The organism is Pseudemcibacter aquimaris, from assembly GCF_028869115.1.
GTDB lineage: Bacteria > Pseudomonadota > Alphaproteobacteria > Sphingomonadales > Emcibacteraceae > Pseudemcibacter > Pseudemcibacter aquimaris.
Map to the genome: position 1 here is coordinate 1,067,113 of NZ_CP079800.1, position 16,750 is coordinate 1,083,862.

Annotated in this window: 16 protein-coding genes and 2 tRNA genes; all 18 read left to right on the top strand. The window is 43.2% G+C overall.

Features of this window, described 5'->3' with window-relative positions; genetic code table 11:
• Window positions 1-3 precede the first annotated feature (3 nt).
• The 18 genes from tig (at window position 4) to nuoK (ending at window position 16,746) form a co-directional block, all read left to right on the top strand.
• Window positions 4-1,545, top strand: coding sequence for a trigger factor (tig, locus tag KW060_RS05275; RefSeq protein WP_249035328.1), 1,542 nt, complete (start codon window positions 4-6; stop codon window positions 1,543-1,545).
• Between the two features lie 92 nt (window positions 1,546-1,637).
• A complete protein-coding gene (clpP, locus tag KW060_RS05280; protein WP_420833159.1) occupies window positions 1,638-2,267 on the top strand; it encodes an ATP-dependent Clp endopeptidase proteolytic subunit ClpP in 630 nt (209 codons plus the stop codon).
• A gap of 249 nt (window positions 2,268-2,516) precedes the next feature.
• Entirely contained in the window at window positions 2,517-3,785 is a 1,269-nt protein-coding gene (clpX, locus tag KW060_RS05285) for an ATP-dependent Clp protease ATP-binding subunit ClpX (protein WP_249035329.1), read from the top strand.
• Window positions 3,786-3,888: 103 nt separating this feature from the next.
• Window positions 3,889-6,282 carry an endopeptidase La gene (gene lon / locus KW060_RS05290; protein WP_249035330.1) on the top strand — a complete coding sequence of 798 codons (2,394 nt, stop codon included), beginning with the start codon at window positions 3,889-3,891 and terminating at the stop codon, window positions 6,280-6,282.
• 267 nt (window positions 6,283-6,549) lie between these two features.
• Entirely contained in the window at window positions 6,550-6,825 is a 276-nt protein-coding gene (locus KW060_RS05295; RefSeq protein WP_250646662.1) for an HU family DNA-binding protein, read from the top strand.
• 131 nt (window positions 6,826-6,956) lie between these two features.
• A tRNA-Val gene (locus tag KW060_RS05300) sits at window positions 6,957-7,032 on the top strand.
• A 122-nt stretch (window positions 7,033-7,154) separates the two neighbouring features.
• Window positions 7,155-7,231 (top strand) — tRNA-Asp (locus tag KW060_RS05305).
• Between the two features lie 311 nt (window positions 7,232-7,542).
• On the top strand, window positions 7,543-7,908 hold the full coding sequence (locus KW060_RS05310; RefSeq protein ID WP_249035331.1) for an NADH-quinone oxidoreductase subunit A: 366 nt from the start codon (window positions 7,543-7,545) through the stop codon (window positions 7,906-7,908).
• Complete coding sequence (locus KW060_RS05315; RefSeq protein WP_338050552.1) at window positions 7,899-8,459, top strand: NuoB/complex I 20 kDa subunit family protein; 561 nt, start codon at window positions 7,899-7,901, stop codon at window positions 8,457-8,459. Before KW060_RS05310 ends, KW060_RS05315 begins: the two co-directional genes overlap by 10 nt.
• A gap of 12 nt (window positions 8,460-8,471) precedes the next feature.
• A complete protein-coding gene (locus KW060_RS05320; RefSeq protein WP_249035332.1) occupies window positions 8,472-9,092 on the top strand; it encodes an NADH-quinone oxidoreductase subunit C in 621 nt (206 codons plus the stop codon).
• Between the two features lie 3 nt (window positions 9,093-9,095).
• Window positions 9,096-10,274, top strand: a complete 1,179-nt coding sequence (locus KW060_RS05325) for an NADH-quinone oxidoreductase subunit D (protein WP_249035333.1) — start codon at window positions 9,096-9,098, stop codon at window positions 10,272-10,274.
• Window positions 10,271-10,894: an NADH-quinone oxidoreductase subunit NuoE gene (gene nuoE / locus KW060_RS05330; protein WP_249035334.1), complete on the top strand. Its 624-nt coding sequence runs from the start codon at window positions 10,271-10,273 to the stop codon at window positions 10,892-10,894. The genes KW060_RS05325 and nuoE overlap by 4 nt, the downstream gene beginning before the upstream one ends.
• Window positions 10,894-12,174, top strand: a complete 1,281-nt coding sequence (gene nuoF / locus KW060_RS05335; protein ID WP_249035335.1) for an NADH-quinone oxidoreductase subunit NuoF — start codon at window positions 10,894-10,896, stop codon at window positions 12,172-12,174. The genes nuoE and nuoF overlap by 1 nt, the downstream gene beginning before the upstream one ends.
• A 12-nt stretch (window positions 12,175-12,186) precedes the next feature.
• Complete coding sequence (nuoG, locus tag KW060_RS05340; protein WP_249035336.1) at window positions 12,187-14,241, top strand: NADH-quinone oxidoreductase subunit NuoG; 2,055 nt, start codon at window positions 12,187-12,189, stop codon at window positions 14,239-14,241.
• Window positions 14,241-15,302, top strand: coding sequence for an NADH-quinone oxidoreductase subunit NuoH (nuoH, locus tag KW060_RS05345; protein WP_249035337.1), 1,062 nt, complete (start codon window positions 14,241-14,243; stop codon window positions 15,300-15,302). Before nuoG ends, nuoH begins: the two co-directional genes overlap by 1 nt.
• Before the next feature lie 11 nt (window positions 15,303-15,313).
• Window positions 15,314-15,802, top strand: a complete 489-nt coding sequence (gene nuoI / locus KW060_RS05350; RefSeq protein WP_249035338.1) for an NADH-quinone oxidoreductase subunit NuoI — start codon at window positions 15,314-15,316, stop codon at window positions 15,800-15,802.
• 11 nt (window positions 15,803-15,813) lie between these two features.
• Window positions 15,814-16,425 (top strand): NADH-quinone oxidoreductase subunit J, encoded by a 612-nt coding sequence (locus KW060_RS05355; protein WP_249035339.1) that lies wholly within the window; start codon window positions 15,814-15,816, stop codon window positions 16,423-16,425.
• Window positions 16,426-16,437: 12 nt separating this feature from the next.
• Window positions 16,438-16,746 (top strand): NADH-quinone oxidoreductase subunit NuoK, encoded by a 309-nt coding sequence (nuoK, locus tag KW060_RS05360; RefSeq protein WP_250646663.1) that lies wholly within the window; start codon window positions 16,438-16,440, stop codon window positions 16,744-16,746.
• Window positions 16,747-16,750: the final 4 nt, after the last annotated feature.

A 16,750-nucleotide genomic window follows, 5' to 3' on the forward strand; every position in this document is an offset into this window, starting at 1 on the left:
ATCATGAAGATTACTGAAAAAGAAAACAGCGGCCTTAAGCGCGTATACGAAGTCACAATTCCAGCAGCAGACATTGATGCAAAAGTAGACGCAGAAATTCTTGAAGCACAAAAATCAGTCAGAATGCCAGGCTTTAGACCAGGTAAGGCACCAGCATCACTTCTTAAAAAACTTCATGGTAAAAATCTTCTCGGTAAAATTCTCGAAGAGACAGTAAACGAAACTTCCGCAAAAGCATTAGAAGAAAAAGGCGATCGTCCTGCGGTTCAGCCGAAAATCGAAGTTGTTTCATTCGACGAAGGCGAAGATCTTGTTTACACAATGGAACTTGAAGTTGTTCCTGACTTTGATATTCCTGATCTTGCGAAACTTAAGCTTGAAAAGCTAGTCGTTAAAGTAGAGAAGAAACAAATTGACGAAGCGATTAAAAACATCGCTTCTGGTCAAAAAGATTACAAAAAAGCTGCTAAGACATATAAAGCGAAAGACGGTGACGCTGTTCTTATCGATTATGTTGGTTCCGTTGGCGGTGAAGAATTTGAAGGTGGCGCTGCTGAAGGTCATCAACTTGTTCTTGGCTCAAACACATTTATTCCAGGTTATGAAGAGCAACTTGTTGGTGTTAAAGCTGGCGACAAAAAAGATGTTGTTGTTACATTCCCTGAAAGCTACCACGCTGAAAATCTTGCTGGTAAAGAAGCAACGTTTAAAGTTGTTGTGAACGAAGTTCAAAAGCCTGCTGATGTTAAAGTAGATGATGAGCTTGCAAAACGTCTTGGTCTTGCTGATCTTGCTGGTCTTGAAGAAGCAGTAAAAGGTCAGATCGAAAACGAACATTCAGAGCTGAGCCGTACGCATCTTAAGCGTGGCCTTCTTGATGCACTTTCAGAAGCAGTTGATTTTGAAGTTCCTGAAAACATGCTTGAAGCTGAAAATGCTCAAATCATGCAACAGATCAAAATGGATGGTTACCGTCAGCTAATGGCTGAAAATCCAGAAGCGAAACCAGAAGATGTTGAAGAGCCAACAGATGAAGTTAAAGAAGAGTACGCAGGTATCGCGCTTCGCCGTGTACGTCTTGGTCTTCTTCTTTCTGAAATCGGAAGCAAAAACGACATTCAAGTTGGTCAGGACGAAGTAACACGTGCAATTTCTGCGGAAGCACGTAAGTATCCTGGTCAAGAACAACAAGTTTTTGAATATTTCCAAAAAGATCCAAACGCAATGGCGCAGATCAAAGCTCCTCTTTATGAAGAGAAAGTGGTTGATTACGTTCTTGAGCTTGCTGAAGTTAAAGAAAAGAAAGTTTCTTATGACAAGATGATCGAAATCATTGAAGCAGAAGACGAAGCAGCACCAGCGAAAAAGAAACCTGCTAAGAAAAAAGCGGCTGCTAAAAAAGCACCAGCGAAAAAAGCAGCAGCAAAGAAAGCTCCTGCTAAGAAAACGGCTGAGAAAAAAGCGCCTGCTAAGAAAGCAGCAGCTAAGAAGCCAGCAGCGAAAAAAGCACCTGCAAAGAAAGCTGCAAAAAAAGCTGACAAATAGAAATAAAGTTTATAAATTGTTGAGAGTCGCAATGTATGTTGTGGCTCTCAATTTTTTTTGACTATTTAATAAATATAATAAAGGAAGCTTAAATGAGCGATATCATCGATACAACAATGAATAATCTGGTCCCAATGGTGGTTGAACAAACCAGCCGGGGTGAGCGCTCATATGATATCTTTTCGCGTCTATTAAAAGAACGCATTATTTTCCTGACGGGTCAGGTGAATGACAGCGTTTCTGCATTAATTACAGCGCAGCTTTTATTCCTGGAAGCGGAAAACCCGAAAAAAGATATCGCTTTTTATATTAATTCACCTGGTGGTGTGGTGACGTCTGGACTTGGGATTTACGATACGATGCAGTATATCCGTCCAAAAGTAACAACAATCTGTATTGGTCAGGCATGTTCAATGGGGTCTTTGCTTCTTGCAGCGGGTGAGCCGGGACAGCGTTATTCGCTTCCAAACAGCCGTATTATGATCCATCAGCCATCTGGCGGTGCACAAGGGCAGGCAACGGACATTGAAATTCAGGCAAATGAAATTCTGGCATTAAGAAAACGTCTTAATCAAATTTATGTTGATCACACAGGCCAAAAACTGGCCGACGTGGAAAAGGCGATGGAACGTGATAACTTTATGTCACCGGAAGAAGCCAAGAAATTTGGACTGATTGACGAAATTTATGCAAAACGCCCTGAAGTCGGTGCTGAAGACTAATTAATCTGCAGTTATTTAAAGAAAAATATATTTTTTTTATAGTTGTTAATTAATTGTTTCCACATTTCGGGTAATAACTATATTTATTATTGATATTTCCACACAATATTTTAAGTTGGAATATCTTAGTTTGTATGCGTTTTGCTTATTTGCAGAAATAAACCAAATAGTAATTTAATTCGTATATAGTGATAGATAATTAAAGTGCCTGATGCACTTGTCATAAATTAAATTAGGAATATTGACCTTATGTCTAAATCGAAATCTGGCGATTCAAAAAGTACACTTTTTTGTTCTTTCTGCGGCAAAAGTCAGCACGAAGTTAAAAAGCTGATTGCGGGACCAACCGTCTTTATTTGTGATGAGTGCGTAGAACTCTGCATGGATATTATCCGCGAAGAAAGTCAGGCTTCTACATCTAAAGAAGATGCAGGTGTACCAACACCGGCCGAGATTTTAAAAGTTCTTGAAGATTATGTAATTGGTCAGGAACTTGCGAAAAAGGTTCTGTCTGTTGCGGTGCATAACCACTATAAACGTCTTCATCATGCATCAAAAAATGATGAAATTGAATTATCAAAATCAAACATCCTTCTGGTCGGGCCGACAGGTTGCGGTAAAACTTTGCTTGCGCAAACACTAGCTCGCATTCTTGATGTGCCGTTTACAATGGCCGACGCGACAGCTTTAACCGAAGCTGGATACGTAGGTGAAGATGTTGAAAATATTATTCTAAAGCTTCTGCAAGCATCAGATTACAATGTTGAACGCGCCCAGCGCGGTATCGTTTATATTGACGAGGTTGATAAAATTAGCCGCAAATCTGATAACCCATCGATTACGCGCGACGTGTCGGGTGAGGGGGTTCAACAAGCCCTTCTTAAAATTATGGAAGGAACAGTGGCAAGCGTTCCACCACAAGGTGGCCGTAAACATCCACAACAAGAATTCCTTCAAGTTGATACAACAAATATTCTGTTTATCTGTGGCGGTGCTTTTGCTGGCCTTGATAAAGTGATCGCAGACCGTAACGAAGGAAAATCAATTGGTTTTGGTGCCAATGTTTCAAGCGAAGAAGATCATTCAATCGGTGAGCTGCTAACACAAGCGGAACCAGAAGATCTTGTAAAATTCGGTCTTATCCCAGAATTTATTGGCCGTTTGCCTGTACTTGCAACGCTAACGGATCTGGATGAAGATGCGCTTGTACAAATTCTAAGCCTTCCTAAAAATGCGCTAGTGAAACAATATCAACGTCTTTTCTCAATGGAAGATGTGGAGCTTCGCTTTACAGATGATGCGCTTCTTGCGATTGCAAAACGCGCCATTAGCCGTAAAACAGGGGCACGTGGCCTTCGTTCGATTATGGAAGATATTCTACTTGATACAATGTTTGAATTGCCGGGTCTTGACGGTGTTCAGGAAGTTGTCATCAATGGCGAAGTTGTTTCCGGTAACGCGCAACCGCTTTATATTTATGCGGAAAATGAAAAAGACGAGGCTGGCGCTGGGGCGTAATCCAGAGAAATTAACCTTTTTTCTCTGGCGGCCTTGAAAATGCCAAACTGACCACTTAACTCTAAGATAATAGAACAAATTATTTAAACATTTTGGATTCCTTATGAGTAAATTATATCCAGTATTGCCGCTAAGAGACATTGTCGTATTCCCACATATGATCGTGCCACTGTTTGTTGGGCGTGATAAGTCGGTGAAAGCTCTTGAGCAGGTCATGAATACTGACAAAAAGATTCTTCTTGTTGCACAAAAAGATGCAAATCTTGATGAACCTGGTGTTGATGATATTTATCGCACGGGCACGCTTGCATCTGTATTGCAGCTTTTGAAATTGCCAGATGGTACTGTAAAAGTACTGGTCGAAGGCGTTGAGCGTATCAAAATCACAGATTTCACACAGACAGATGAATTCTTTGAAGCAAACACCGAAGAAGTAAAAGTAAAGCTCGCCCCAACAGAAGAGATCGAAGCGTTAAGCCGTTCCGTAATTGGCAAATTTAGCCAGTATGTGAAGCTTAACAAGAAAATTCCTGCGGAAGTTATGGAATCAACGAGCGAGATCGAAGACGAAGGCAAACTATCAGATGTCGTTGCGTCGCATCTTAGCCTTAAAATTTCGGATAAACAGGAACTTCTTGAAAATAACGATGTTATTAACCGTCTGGAAAAAATCTATTCTGTGATGGAAAGCGAAATTGGCGTTATGCAGGTGGAAAAGAAAATCCGTCGCCGCGTAAAAAGCCAAATGGAAAAAACGCAAAAAGAATATTATCTGAATGAACAGCTTAAAGCCATTCAGAAAGAGCTAGGCGAATCTGATGATGGCAAAGATGAGGTTTCAGAATTAGAAGCTAAAATTAAAAAGACTAAGCTATCTAAAGAAGCCAAAGAAAAAGTGCAGGGTGAGCTTAAGAAATTAAAATCTATGAGCCCGATGTCTGCCGAATCAACGGTTGTTAGAAATTATCTTGATTGGATGCTGTCTATTCCTTGGAATAAGAAACGCGCCGTTAAATCAGATGTAAACGAGGCCGAAGAAATCCTGAACGAAGATCATTACGGTCTTGAAAAGGTTAAGGAAAGAATTCTTGAATATCTTGCGGTGCAGTCACGCACTAAGAAAATCAAAGGACCTATCCTTTGTCTTGTTGGGCCGCCAGGTGTTGGTAAAACGTCGCTTGGGAAATCAATTGCACGTGCAACGGGCCGTGAATATGTAAGATTTTCTGTGGGCGGCGTTCGTGACGAGGCGGAAATCCGTGGGCACAGAAGAACTTACATTGGCTCAATGCCGGGTAAGGTTATCCAAAGCATGAAAAAAGCAGGCAGCAGCAATCCAATGTTCTTGCTTGATGAAATTGATAAAATGGGTTCTGATTTCCGCGGTGATCCTTCATCTGCGCTATTGGAAGTTTTGGATCCTGAACAAAATGACAAGTTCAATGATCACTACCTTGAAGTTGATTATGACTTATCAGATGTCATGTTCATTACGACGGCAAACTCGCTGAATATGCCAGGGCCGCTTCTAGACCGAATGGAAATTATTCGTCTATCGGGTTATACGGAAGATGAAAAAGTTGAAATTGCAAAGCGCCATTTGATTCGCAAGCAAGTCGAAGATCATGGCCTTAAATCAGAAGAGTGGTCAATTTCAGACGCAGCACTCCGTGATTTGATCAGATATTACACGCGTGAAGCTGGTGTTCGTAATTTAGAACGTGAAATTGCTAATCTGATTCGTAAAGCTACGAAGCAAATCGTAACGGGTAAGGCAAAAACGGTTGCCGTTTCTGTAAAGAACCTTGAAAAATATGCTGGCGTTAAAAAATTCAGATTCGGTGAAGCTGAAGATGAAGATATGGTGGGAATCACCACTGGCCTTGCATGGACAGAGGTTGGCGGAGTGATTCTTTCAATCGAGGCTATCGCATCTCGTGGTAAGGGTAAATTCACTATCACAGGTAAGCTTGGTGATGTGATGCAAGAATCAATTAAGGCTGCCCTTAGTTACGTACGCTCTAAAGCACCGGAATTCGGTATTCAGCCAAATGCATTTGATCAAAATGATTTGCATATCCACGTACCGGAAGGTGCGACACCAAAAGATGGGCCATCTGCGGGTGTTGCAATGATTACATCGCTTGTTTCCGTACTTGCAGATATTCCTGTTCGTCATGATGTTGCAATGACTGGTGAAATTAGTCTGCGTGGTAAGGTAATGCCAATTGGTGGATTAAAAGAAAAACTACTCGCCGCTCATAGAAGTGGAATCAAAAAGGTACTGATTCCAATTGAAAATGAGAAAGATTTGGTCGAAATTCCGGATAATGTGAAAAAAGGACTCGAGATCGTTCCTGTCACATCCGTTGATGAGGTTCTTGAACATGCTCTTGCTGGTCCTCTTGTGCCACTCGCAGAGGATGAAATTGAGGGAATCGCCCCAATAAGCGGTGAAGAAAGTGATTCTAATTTCAAAGATCCTATTCATCACTAGAATCTAAGTGATTCCGCCCTCATTATTGGCGTGTATCGCAATAAAAATATTATTCTAAAAACACTCTTTTCCTTGAAAAGAGTGTTTTTTTGTTCTGAAAATGTTTTTTCTTTCAATGTCAAGAAAACTTTCTGCAAAAAAAAACGCAGTTTTGTACGGTTTTCCCTTTGACGAACCAAAAATGTATGGCTAAGATGCATCCAACTTTCGATCACATTCGATGATAAAGTTAATAACTAATTTCTTTTATATTTAAAGGGGAAGATCATGAATAAAAATGAACTCGTAAACAGCGTTGCGGAAGCAGCAGGTCTATCAAAAGCAGATGCAGCTGGTGCAGTAGACGGCGTATTTAACACAATCATGGGCACACTAGCAGGTGGCGATGAAGTACGTCTTGTTGGTTTCGGTACATTCAGCGTAGCACAACGTGCTGCTTCTGAAGGTCGTAACCCACGTACTGGTGAAAAAATTCAAATTCCAGCTTCTAAGCAACCTAAATTTAAAGCAGGTAAAGCTCTTAAAGACGCTGTGAACAAGTAATTTTTGCTTGAATTTTAAGGCGGTTGACTTTTTTTTTAGTCAACCGCTTTTTTGTGCTTTACATCTACTCAAACAGGCTGTAGATATGCACCCACACTTTGAAACATAAGTGTAAGAATTAAGAATACGGGGGGCGATTAGCTCAGTTGGTAGAGCGCTTCGTTTACACCGAAGATGTCGGGAGTTCGAGTCTCTCATCGCCCACCATTCTTAAGCTCGAAAGGGCAAACGCTGTAACGCTTTGACAGCGATTCGATAAAAAGAAAAAACAATAAAAAAGCCGCTTGACTTAGGTGCCAATATTTCCTAAATCATGTGCCGAAATACAAGGGGGTGTAGCTCAGTTGGTTAGAGCGCTGGCCTGTCACGCCAGAGGTCGCGGGTTCGAGTCCCGTCACTCTCGCCATTTCCTAGAAATGGCCATCCCCAGATTAAAAATCATTTGCATCGCTGAAAAGAACTTCAAAAGCCGTTGCTGTATAATGGTTTTTCGCGCATGTGCTTTTCTGAAAAAAGCAAATCAAATCAAAAAAACTTGTGGAATTTTTTATCTCTAGAGGCTATTAACGTGACTATGGATTATGCCTATTTGTGTCTGAATGAAATAATCAGATTCGAACTATGGCTAACAACAATTAAGAGGCCTGGATTTTTAAGACAGTATTCCAGGTTATCTGGTGAGGACTGTCTCTAAATTAATTGAAGGGTGGGGCGCTAATGAACGAATTGCTGCTCGAATATCTTCCGATCTTGGTTTTCTTTGTCATCGCTATAATTATGTCTGCAATTTTTGTATTGCTTCCAATCTTGGTCGTAAAACAAAAACCGGACGCTGAGAAGTTATCTGCATATGAGTGTGGTTTTGAAGCATTCTCAGATAACCGTAAGCAGTTTGACGTAAGATTTTACCTTGTCGCTATTCTATTTATTATTTTCGACTTGGAAGTCGCATTTCTATTTCCGTGGGCTGTTGCCTTGGGAAGTATCGGAATGTTCGGTTTTGTCTCTATGATGATTTTCTTAGGGGTTCTGACTATCGGCTTTATTTATGAGTGGAAAAAAGGAGCTCTGGAATGGGAGTAGAAAATAAACCAGATATGTCTTCACCTGAATTACAGGCAGAAATGTCTGTGATGGAACAGGATGCATACTTCAAATCATTGCAGGACGACCTCGCGGATAAAGGATTCGTAATCACGACCGTTGAAGATATTATTGCTTGGGCGCGTACAGGTTCACTTTGGTGGATGACGTTCGGTCTGGCATGTTGTGCGGTTGAAATGATCCATACGTCAACATCAAGATATGATGCGGAACGTTATGGTTTTGCACCGCGCGGAAGCCCCCGTCATTCTGACGTGATGATTGTTGCTGGTACGCTAACCAACAAAATGGCACCAGCGATGCGTAAAGTGTATGACCAGATGCCAGAGCCACGATATGTGATTTCAATGGGATCATGTGCAAATGGTGGTGGTTATTATCATTATTCATATTCTGTGGTGCGTGGTTGTGACCGAATCGTGCCTGTTGATATTTATGTTCCGGGTTGCCCGCCAACTGCGGAAGCTTTGCTTTACGGTATTCTTCAATTGCAGAAGAAAATCCGCCGTACCAGCAGTTTTGACCGCTAGGAGATTTTAAAGATGAGTTCTGATGAAGCTTTAAAAGACCTTGGTGAACATATCCAAAGTCATAATAAAGATGATGTTACCGGCTATAAGGTTGCCTTTAACGAATTAACGGTAAATGCAAAGCGCGATAACATTGTAAAATTAATGACATTCCTGCGTGATGACCCGAATTGTAGATTTGTTCAATTAACAACGCTTTGTGGTGTTGATTATCCAGAGCGTGAAGAGCGTTTTGAAGTGGTCTATCAATTACTAAGTCTGCATAACAATCAGCGCATGCGCGTTAAGGTGACAACTGATGAAGATACGGTTGTGCCGTCAGTGACGGGTGTTTACCCATCCGCAAACTGGTATGAGCGCGAAACATGGGACATGTATGGCGTGATGTTTGATGGTCACCCTGATCTGCGTCGCTTGCTTAGTGATTATGGTTTCCAAGGCCATCCACTACGTAAAGATTTCCCGCTTACCGGTTATGTGGAAGTGCGTTATTCCGAAGAAGAAAAGCGTATTGTGTATGAACCAGTGAAGCTGGCACAAGAATTCCGTACATTTGATTTTATGAGCCCTTGGGAAGGGGCGAAGTATATCCTTCCTGGCGATGAAAAAGCCGAAGAAGAGAAGGAGGGGTAAGTCATGGCTGAAGTAGATATTAAAAACTTTAACGTGAACTTTGGACCGCAGCATCCCGCGGCCCATGGTGTTTTGCGTCTAATTCTTGAGCTTGATGGTGAAGTTGTTGACCGTGCGGATCCGCATGTTGGTCTTCTTCACCGCGGTACTGAAAAACTAATCGAAAATAAAACATATTTGCAGGCGATCCCTTATTTTGACCGTCTTGACTATGTTGCGCCAATGAACCAAGAGCATGCATTCTGTCTTGCTATTGAAAAACTGATGGGGATCGAGGTTCCAAAACGTGGTCAATATATCCGCGTTCTATTCAGTGAGATTGGCCGTATTCTTAACCATTTGATGAACGTTTGTTCGCACGCCACAGACGTTGGTGCGATGACATTGACGCTATGGGGATTTGAGCAACGTGAAATTCTGATGGAATTTTATGAGGCTGTATGTGGTGCGCGTCTTCACGCGAACTATTTCCGCCCTGGCGGTGTTAGTCAGGATATGCCAGCCGGCCTTGATAAACGAATCCTTGAATTTTGTGATACTTTCCCGAAAGTGCTGCAAGACATGGAAGTCGTGATCATGGAAAACCGTATCTTTAAGCAACGTAACGTTGATATCGGTAAGGTTTCTGCGGAAGAGGCATACGCACTTGGCTTTACCGGTGCAATGGTTCGTGGGTGTGATATCCCATGGGATATTCGCCGTTCAGAACCATACGAAGTTTATAATGAACTGGATTTCGATGTTATCGTCGGTAAAAACGGTGACTGTTATGACCGTTATGTTCTTCGTTTTGAAGAAATGTACCAATCCGTAAACATTATGCGTCAATGTGTTGAACAAATGCCGGAAGGTCCGGTGTCATCAACTGACCGTAAAGTAACGCCGCCACCAAAGGCCGAAATTAAATCGTCCATGGAAGCGTTAATCCACCATTTCAAACTATTCACTGAAGGTTTCAAAGTGCCAGAAGGTGAAGTTTATGTTGCCATTGAAGCCCCGAAGGGTGAATTTGGTGTTTATCTTGTTTCAGACGGAACCAATAAACCATATCGTTGTCATATTCGTGCACCTGGTTATGCGCATCTTAGCTCTATGGGGCATGTTGCGAAGGGCTATATGCTTGCGGATATCCCGGCAATGATTGGTTCGTTTGATATTGTGTTCGGAGAAATTGACCGATGAGTATGAATGTCAAAGACGCTGAAAAGTTTGAGTTTACGCCAGAAAATCTGGAATGGACGAAAACACAACTGGCGAAATACCCGGAAAACAGAAAAGACAGCTGTGTCATGCCGTTTTTGCACCGTGCGCAAGAACAAAATAACGGCTGGGTCAGCGTTCCTGTGATGGAATATATCGCTGATATGCTTGAAATGCCGTATATCCGTGTGCATGAGGTCGCAAGCTTTTACAGCATGTATAATCTTAAGCCGGTTGGTAAGCATGTGATCGAAGTATGTACAACAACACCTTGTTGGTTGCGTGGTTCTGATGATGTGGTTAAAGCTTGTAAAGATGAGCTTGGTATTGGATTCGGTGAAACAACAGAAGACGGTGAGTTCACCCTTCTTGAAGTTGAATGTGCGGGTGCATGTGTGAATGCACCTGTAATCGCATATGCCAAAGAATACTATGAAGATCTAAACGAAGATACAACACGCGCATTTATCAAAGCGATTAAAAACGGTGAAACACCAAAAGCAGGCCCACAAAATGGCCGCTTTAAATCATGTCCGTTTGGTGGTCCAACATCCCTACAGGATAAGGCGCCGGCAGATGCCAAGTTTGGAGGAGACGCGTAATGTTAGCTGATAAAGATCGAATATTTACAAATCTCTATGGTTTTGAAAGCCCATATCTGGATGCTGCGAAAAAACGCGGTGATTGGGATGGCACAAAAGAGATCATGCAGCGTGGTGAAGAAGCCCTAATTGAAGAAATGAAACAATCCGGTCTTCGTGGCCGTGGTGGTGCGGGTTTCCCAACGGGTCTTAAATGGTCATTTATGCCTAAAGAATCAGATGGCCGTCCAAGCTATCTGGTTGTGAATGCTGACGAAGGTGAGCCGGGCACATGTAAAGACCGTGAAATTATGCGTCACGATCCACATAAACTTATTGAAGGCTGCTTGCTTGCCGGGTTTGCTATGCGTGCTTGTGCGGCTTATATCTATATTCGTGGTGAATTTGTGCATGAAGCAATCGTTCTTGAAAATGCAATTCAAGAAGCACGCGATGCGGGTCTTCTGGGTAAGAATGCCGCTGGTAGCGGTTATTCTTTTGATGTGTTTGTTCACCGTGGCGCAGGTGCTTATATCTGCGGTGAAGAGACGGCGCTTATCGAAAGTATCGAAGGTAAAAAAGGACAGCCACGTCTTAAGCCGCCGTTCCCAGCGAACGTTGGTGTATTTGGTTGCCCGACTACAGTGAATAATGTGGAATCAATTGCTGTTGTTCCAGAAATTCTTCGTCGTGGCGGTTCCTGGTTCGCGGGCATTGGCCGTGAAAATAACACGGGTACAAAACTATTTTGTATTTCCGGTCATGTGAATAACCCATGTAACGTTGAAGAAGAAATGGGTATTCCGCTGAAAGAGCTGATTGAAAAACATGCTGGTGGTGTACGTGGTGGATGGGATAACCTTCTTGCTGTGATCCCGGGTGGTTCGTCGGTTCACTGTATCCCGAAATCAGTATGTGACACTGTGCTTATGGATTTTGACAGTCTTCGTGACGAGGGTACCGGTCTTGGTACAGCAGCGGTGATTGTTATGGATAAATCCACAGACATTGTTCGCGCAATCACAAGACTTTCTGCGTTCTATAAACACGAAAGCTGTGGGCAGTGTACGCCATGTCGTGAAGGAACAGGCTGGATGTGGCGTGTTATGGAACGTATGTGTACTGGTGAAGCGGAAATCGAAGAGATTGACACGTTGCTAGAAGTAACGAAGCAAATCGAAGGTCACACAATTTGTGCCCTTGGTGACGCTGCGGCTTGGCCAATTCAAGGATTGTTCCGCCACTTCCGTCCGGAAGTTGAGCGTCGCATTCTTGAATATAAGAAAAACAACGCAGCGTAGGAGAAACAGATAATGCCAACTCTTACTATTGATGGAATTGAAGTCGAAGTAGACAACGGAACCACGGTTCTGCAAGCTGCTGAACAGGCTGGTGTTGAAATTCCACGCTTTTGTTATCATGAAAGACTTTCCATTGCGGGTAACTGCCGCATGTGCTTGGTCGAGGTAACACCTGGACCGCCAAAACCAGCGGCATCATGTGCGCTTCCAGCTGGTGACGGTATGGAAGTCAAAACCAACACGGAAAAGGTTAGAAAATTCCGTGAAGGTGTGATGGAATTCCTTTTGATCAATCACCCACTTGATTGTCCGATTTGTGACCAGGGCGGTGAATGTGATCTTCAGGATCAATCGGTTGCTTATGGTGTCGGTGACAGCCGTTACCTTGAGAAACGCCGTATTGTAAAAGAAAAATACATGGGCCCACTGATCCGCACGATCATGACACGCTGTATTCACTGTACACGTTGCGTGCGTTTTGCGGATGAAATAGCTGGTGTTCCTTCACTTGGTGCGATCGGTCGCGGTGAAAATATGCAAATTACCACATATCAGGAACAGGCATTTGCTTCTGAAATGGCGGGTAATGTTGTTGATCTTTGCCCGGTGGGTGCGCTGACAAGTAAGCCATACACATTTAAAGCACGCCCTTGGGAACTTAAGAACACAGAAACAATTGACGTTCATGATGCTCTTGGTTCAAACGTTCGTATCGATAGCCGCGGTAGTGCTGTTATGCGTGCGCTGCCACGTATTCATGAAGATGTGAACGAAGAATGGATTTCCGATAAAACTCGTCACGCTGTTGATGGTCTTGCGAAAAATCGTCTCGACCGTCCGTATGTGAAAGTGGATGGCAAATTACAAGAAGCCACATGGGCAGAAGCATTTGAGGCAATCGCCGCAAAAGTGAACGGCCTTAAATCGGGTGAAATTGCTGGGCTTGTTGGTGATCTTAACGACGCGGAAAGCATGTATGCGATGAAATCGCTGATCGCGTCACTGGGTGGTGAAGTGGAAAGCCGTCAGGATGGATCAAAACTTGGTGCAAAACACCGTGCAGGATATCTGTTTAATTCGGGCGTTTCTGGTATTGATGAGGCGGACGCAATCCTGATCGTTGGTTCAAACACACGCCTTGAAAGCCCGGTTCTTAACGCACGTATTCGTCAACGTTGGTTAACACGCGACTGTAAAATCGCAAATGTTGGACCTGCCGTTGATCTGACTTATAAAATTGATCAGCTTGGTGATAGCGCAAGCGTTCTTGGTGATATTCTTGATGGTAAGAATGACTTCGCCAAGGTGCTTAAAGACGCCAAAAAGCCAATGATTATCTTGGGTGCTGGTGCGCTAAACCGTGATGACAGTCTTGCCATTATTAAAGCTGCACACGATATTGCCGATAAATACGGCATGATCAGTGATGACTGGAACGGCTTTAACGTTCTTCATACGGCGGCGAGCCGTGTTGCAGCCCTTGATATGGGACTTGTAACGGAAGGCGGCATCGAAGGTGTTCTTAATGGCGCAGAAAAAGGCGATATCAAAGTTGTTTACAACATGGGCGCGGATGAACTTGATACAAGCCGTCTTGCAAATGCCTTTGTTATTTATCAAGGCAGCCACGGTGATGAAGGTGTTAAAAACGCGGATGTAATTCTTCCGGGTGTTGCTTACACTGAAAAACCAGGTACTTACCTAAATACGGAAGGTCGTGTGCAGGTTGCACAGCGTGCGATCTTTGGTCCGGGTGAAGCCCGCGAAGATTGGACAATCTTCCGTGCATTATCAGAAGCCCTTGGTAAAACATTACCTTACGACAATATCATTCAGCTTCGTAAAGCAATGGTTGCTGATTACCCTGCGTTTGCAGCGGTTGATCAAAAACCAACAGCGCAATGGGCGGATATTGGTGTTAAAGGTGACCTATCGGCTTATGGCTTTACATTACCGATTACAGATTTTTATGGAACAAATCCGATCGCAAGATCATCAGAAACCATGGCGGAATGTCGTTCTGCGTTAAGTGGTGGCGAATATGTTGAGGGAGCTACGGGAACATAATGTATTACTTTTTTGCAGAATACCTTGGCCTTTTAGAATATTTTGATAGTAGCACAGTTCGCTTTATCTCAACCCTTGCCGCTGTCCTTGCGGTAACATTGCCGGTACTAATCGCCGTTGCAATGATCGTCTGGGTTGACCGTAAAGTTTGGGCGGCTATTCATCTTCGTAAAGGTCCAAATATTGTTGGCCCGTTTGGCCTTCTTCAATCATTTGCCGATGGTCTTAAAGTATTCCTTAAAGAAACGATTATTCCGGCTGGATCAAACAAGTTTCTATTCCTTCTTGCACCAGCGTTAAGCCTTATTTTCGGTCTTGTTGGCTGGGCGGTTATTCCGTTTGGTGAAGGAATGGTTATTTCTGACCTTAATGTCGGAATTCTTTATCTTTTTGCGATTTCATCACTTGAAGTATACGGCATTATCATCGCCGGTTGGGCGTCAAACTCACGTTATGCTTTCCTTGGGGCGATGCGTAGTGCGGCGCAAATGGTTTCATACGAAGTATCCATTGGTTTCGTTCTTGTTTGCGTGTTGATGTGTGTTGGTTCGCTTAATCTGACTGACATCGTTCTTGCGCAGCAGGGCGTTGGTTTTGGTATCTTTAATGGCTACGTCTTTACTGGTTTGCTTCCAATGTTTGTGATTTTCTTTGTATCTGCGCTTGCGGAAACAAACAGAACACCATTTGACCTTCCGGAAGCGGAAGAAGAATTGGTTGCCGGTTTCCAGATTGAATATTCATCCATGTCAATGGCTCTATTCTATCTTGGTGAATATGCGACCATCATTCTGATGTGTGGCATGATGAGTATCCTATTCTTTGGTGGTTGGTTGCCACCTGTTGATTGGGCACCATTATACGCAGTACCAGGCATTCTATGGCTATTCGGTAAGATGTTGTTCTTCTTCTTCTGTTTCGCATGGGTGAAGATGACAGTGCCGCGTTACCGTTATGACCAGTTAATGCGTCTTGGATGGAAAGTGTTCCTACCTGTTTCACTTGTATGGGTAGTGCTGACATCCGGTTATCTTGTTTTCTTTGGTAAATTGGCGGGTTAGGAGATTATTAAATGGCATTTTTAGATCACGCAGCTCGTACAATCTTCCTTACGGAAATTATGAAGGGCATGGCAATGACCCTGAAATATTTCTTCAAGAAGAAAGTAACGCTTAATTACCCTCATGAAAAAGGGCCACTTAGCCCGCGTTTCCGTGGTGAACACGCACTGCGCCGTTATGAAAACGGTGAAGAGCGCTGTATTGCCTGTAAATTATGTGAAGCGATTTGCCCGGCGCAAGCCATCACAATTGAGGCAGACATTCGTGAGGATGGAACCCGTCGTACAACCAGATACGACATTGACATGACAAAATGTATCTACTGTGGTTTCTGTCAGGAAGCCTGTCCGGTAGAAGCGATTGTTGAGGGACCAAATTTTGAATATTCAACCGAAACAAGAGAAGAACTTCTTTATGATAAAGAAAAGCTTCTTGATAACGGGGACCGTTGGGAACGTCAGCTTGCTCTTAATATCGAGCTAGACGCACCTTACAGGTAGAGGAAAATAAAATGGTAGCAGCAATAATGTTTTACGTTTTCGCCAGTGTGCTGATTGGCTCGGCTGTGATGGTGGTTTTCGCAAGAAACCCTGTTCACTCTGTGCTTTTCCTGATCCTGGCGTTCTTCAACGCAGCGGGCTTATTTGTCTTGCTTGGCGCTGAATTCGTTGCAATGATTTTGGTGATCGTCTACGTGGGGGCGGTCGCGGTTATGTTCCTGTTTGTGGTGATGATGCTGGACATCAATTTCACCGAACTTCGTAAAGGAGTTCAGGAATATCTACCGATTGGCCTTTTAATCGGTCTTGTTTTACTTGTTGAAATGGCGGCTATTGCCGGTGGGTGGCACATGACTGACGGAATTGCGACGACAATTACCGCAGCAACACCACCAGTGAGCGAAGTTCATAACACTGAAGCGATTGGCCGTATTCTATATACAGATAACATTTTCTTATTCCAGCTAGCGGGTCTTATCCTGCTTGTGGCGATGATTGGCGCAATTGTTTTAACGCACCGTCAACGTACTGGTGTTAAGAAACAAAATATCGGTGATCAGGTTCGTCGTCGTCGTGATGATGCGACCGAAGCCGTTAATGTAAAACCAGGTCAAGGGATATAAGGGGAAGACATAATGGAAATTGGAATTGAACATTATCTTACCGTTGCAGCTATGCTCTTTACGCTGGGTGTATTTGGTATTTTCCTTAACCGTAAGAATGTGATTATTATCCTTCTTTCGGTGGAACTTATCCTTCTTGCGGTAAACATCAACCTTGTTGCCTTTTCTGCCTATATGGGCGATTTGGTCGGGCAGGTCTTTACCATGTTAATTTTAACTGTTGCAGCCGCAGAGGCCTCTATCGGTCTTGCGATCCTCGTGGTTTACTTCCGTAACCGCGGCACGATTGCGGTTGAAGACATTCATCTGATGAAGGGATAAGTAA

What these genes read in the sequence shown, in the direction of transcription:
- KW060_RS05325 (WP_249035333.1), top strand. Translation starts at nt 9,096, where the DNA reads ATGGCTGAAGTAGATATTAAAAACTTTAACGTGAACTTTGGACCGCAG.
- KW060_RS05320 (WP_249035332.1), top strand. Translation starts at nt 8,472, where the DNA reads ATGAGTTCTGATGAAGCTTTAAAAGACCTTGGTGAACATATCCAAAGT.
- tig (WP_249035328.1), top strand. Translation starts at nt 4, where the DNA reads ATGAAGATTACTGAAAAAGAAAACAGCGGCCTTAAGCGCGTATACGAA.
- nuoH (WP_249035337.1), top strand. Translation starts at nt 14,241, where the DNA reads ATGTATTACTTTTTTGCAGAATACCTTGGCCTTTTAGAATATTTTGAT.
- KW060_RS05355 (WP_249035339.1), top strand. Translation starts at nt 15,814, where the DNA reads ATGGTAGCAGCAATAATGTTTTACGTTTTCGCCAGTGTGCTGATTGGC.
- nuoE (WP_249035334.1), top strand. Translation starts at nt 10,271, where the DNA reads ATGAGTATGAATGTCAAAGACGCTGAAAAGTTTGAGTTTACGCCAGAA.
- clpX (WP_249035329.1), top strand. Translation starts at nt 2,517, where the DNA reads ATGTCTAAATCGAAATCTGGCGATTCAAAAAGTACACTTTTTTGTTCT.
- KW060_RS05295 (WP_250646662.1), top strand. Translation starts at nt 6,550, where the DNA reads ATGAATAAAAATGAACTCGTAAACAGCGTTGCGGAAGCAGCAGGTCTA.
- KW060_RS05310 (WP_249035331.1), top strand. Translation starts at nt 7,543, where the DNA reads ATGAACGAATTGCTGCTCGAATATCTTCCGATCTTGGTTTTCTTTGTC.
- nuoF (WP_249035335.1), top strand. Translation starts at nt 10,894, where the DNA reads ATGTTAGCTGATAAAGATCGAATATTTACAAATCTCTATGGTTTTGAA.
- lon (WP_249035330.1), top strand. Translation starts at nt 3,889, where the DNA reads ATGAGTAAATTATATCCAGTATTGCCGCTAAGAGACATTGTCGTATTC.
- nuoI (WP_249035338.1), top strand. Translation starts at nt 15,314, where the DNA reads ATGGCATTTTTAGATCACGCAGCTCGTACAATCTTCCTTACGGAAATT.
- nuoG (WP_249035336.1), top strand. Translation starts at nt 12,187, where the DNA reads ATGCCAACTCTTACTATTGATGGAATTGAAGTCGAAGTAGACAACGGA.
- clpP (WP_420833159.1), top strand. Translation starts at nt 1,638, where the DNA reads ATGAGCGATATCATCGATACAACAATGAATAATCTGGTCCCAATGGTG.
- nuoK (WP_250646663.1), top strand. Translation starts at nt 16,438, where the DNA reads ATGGAAATTGGAATTGAACATTATCTTACCGTTGCAGCTATGCTCTTT.
- KW060_RS05315 (WP_338050552.1), top strand. Translation starts at nt 7,899, where the DNA reads ATGGGAGTAGAAAATAAACCAGATATGTCTTCACCTGAATTACAGGCA.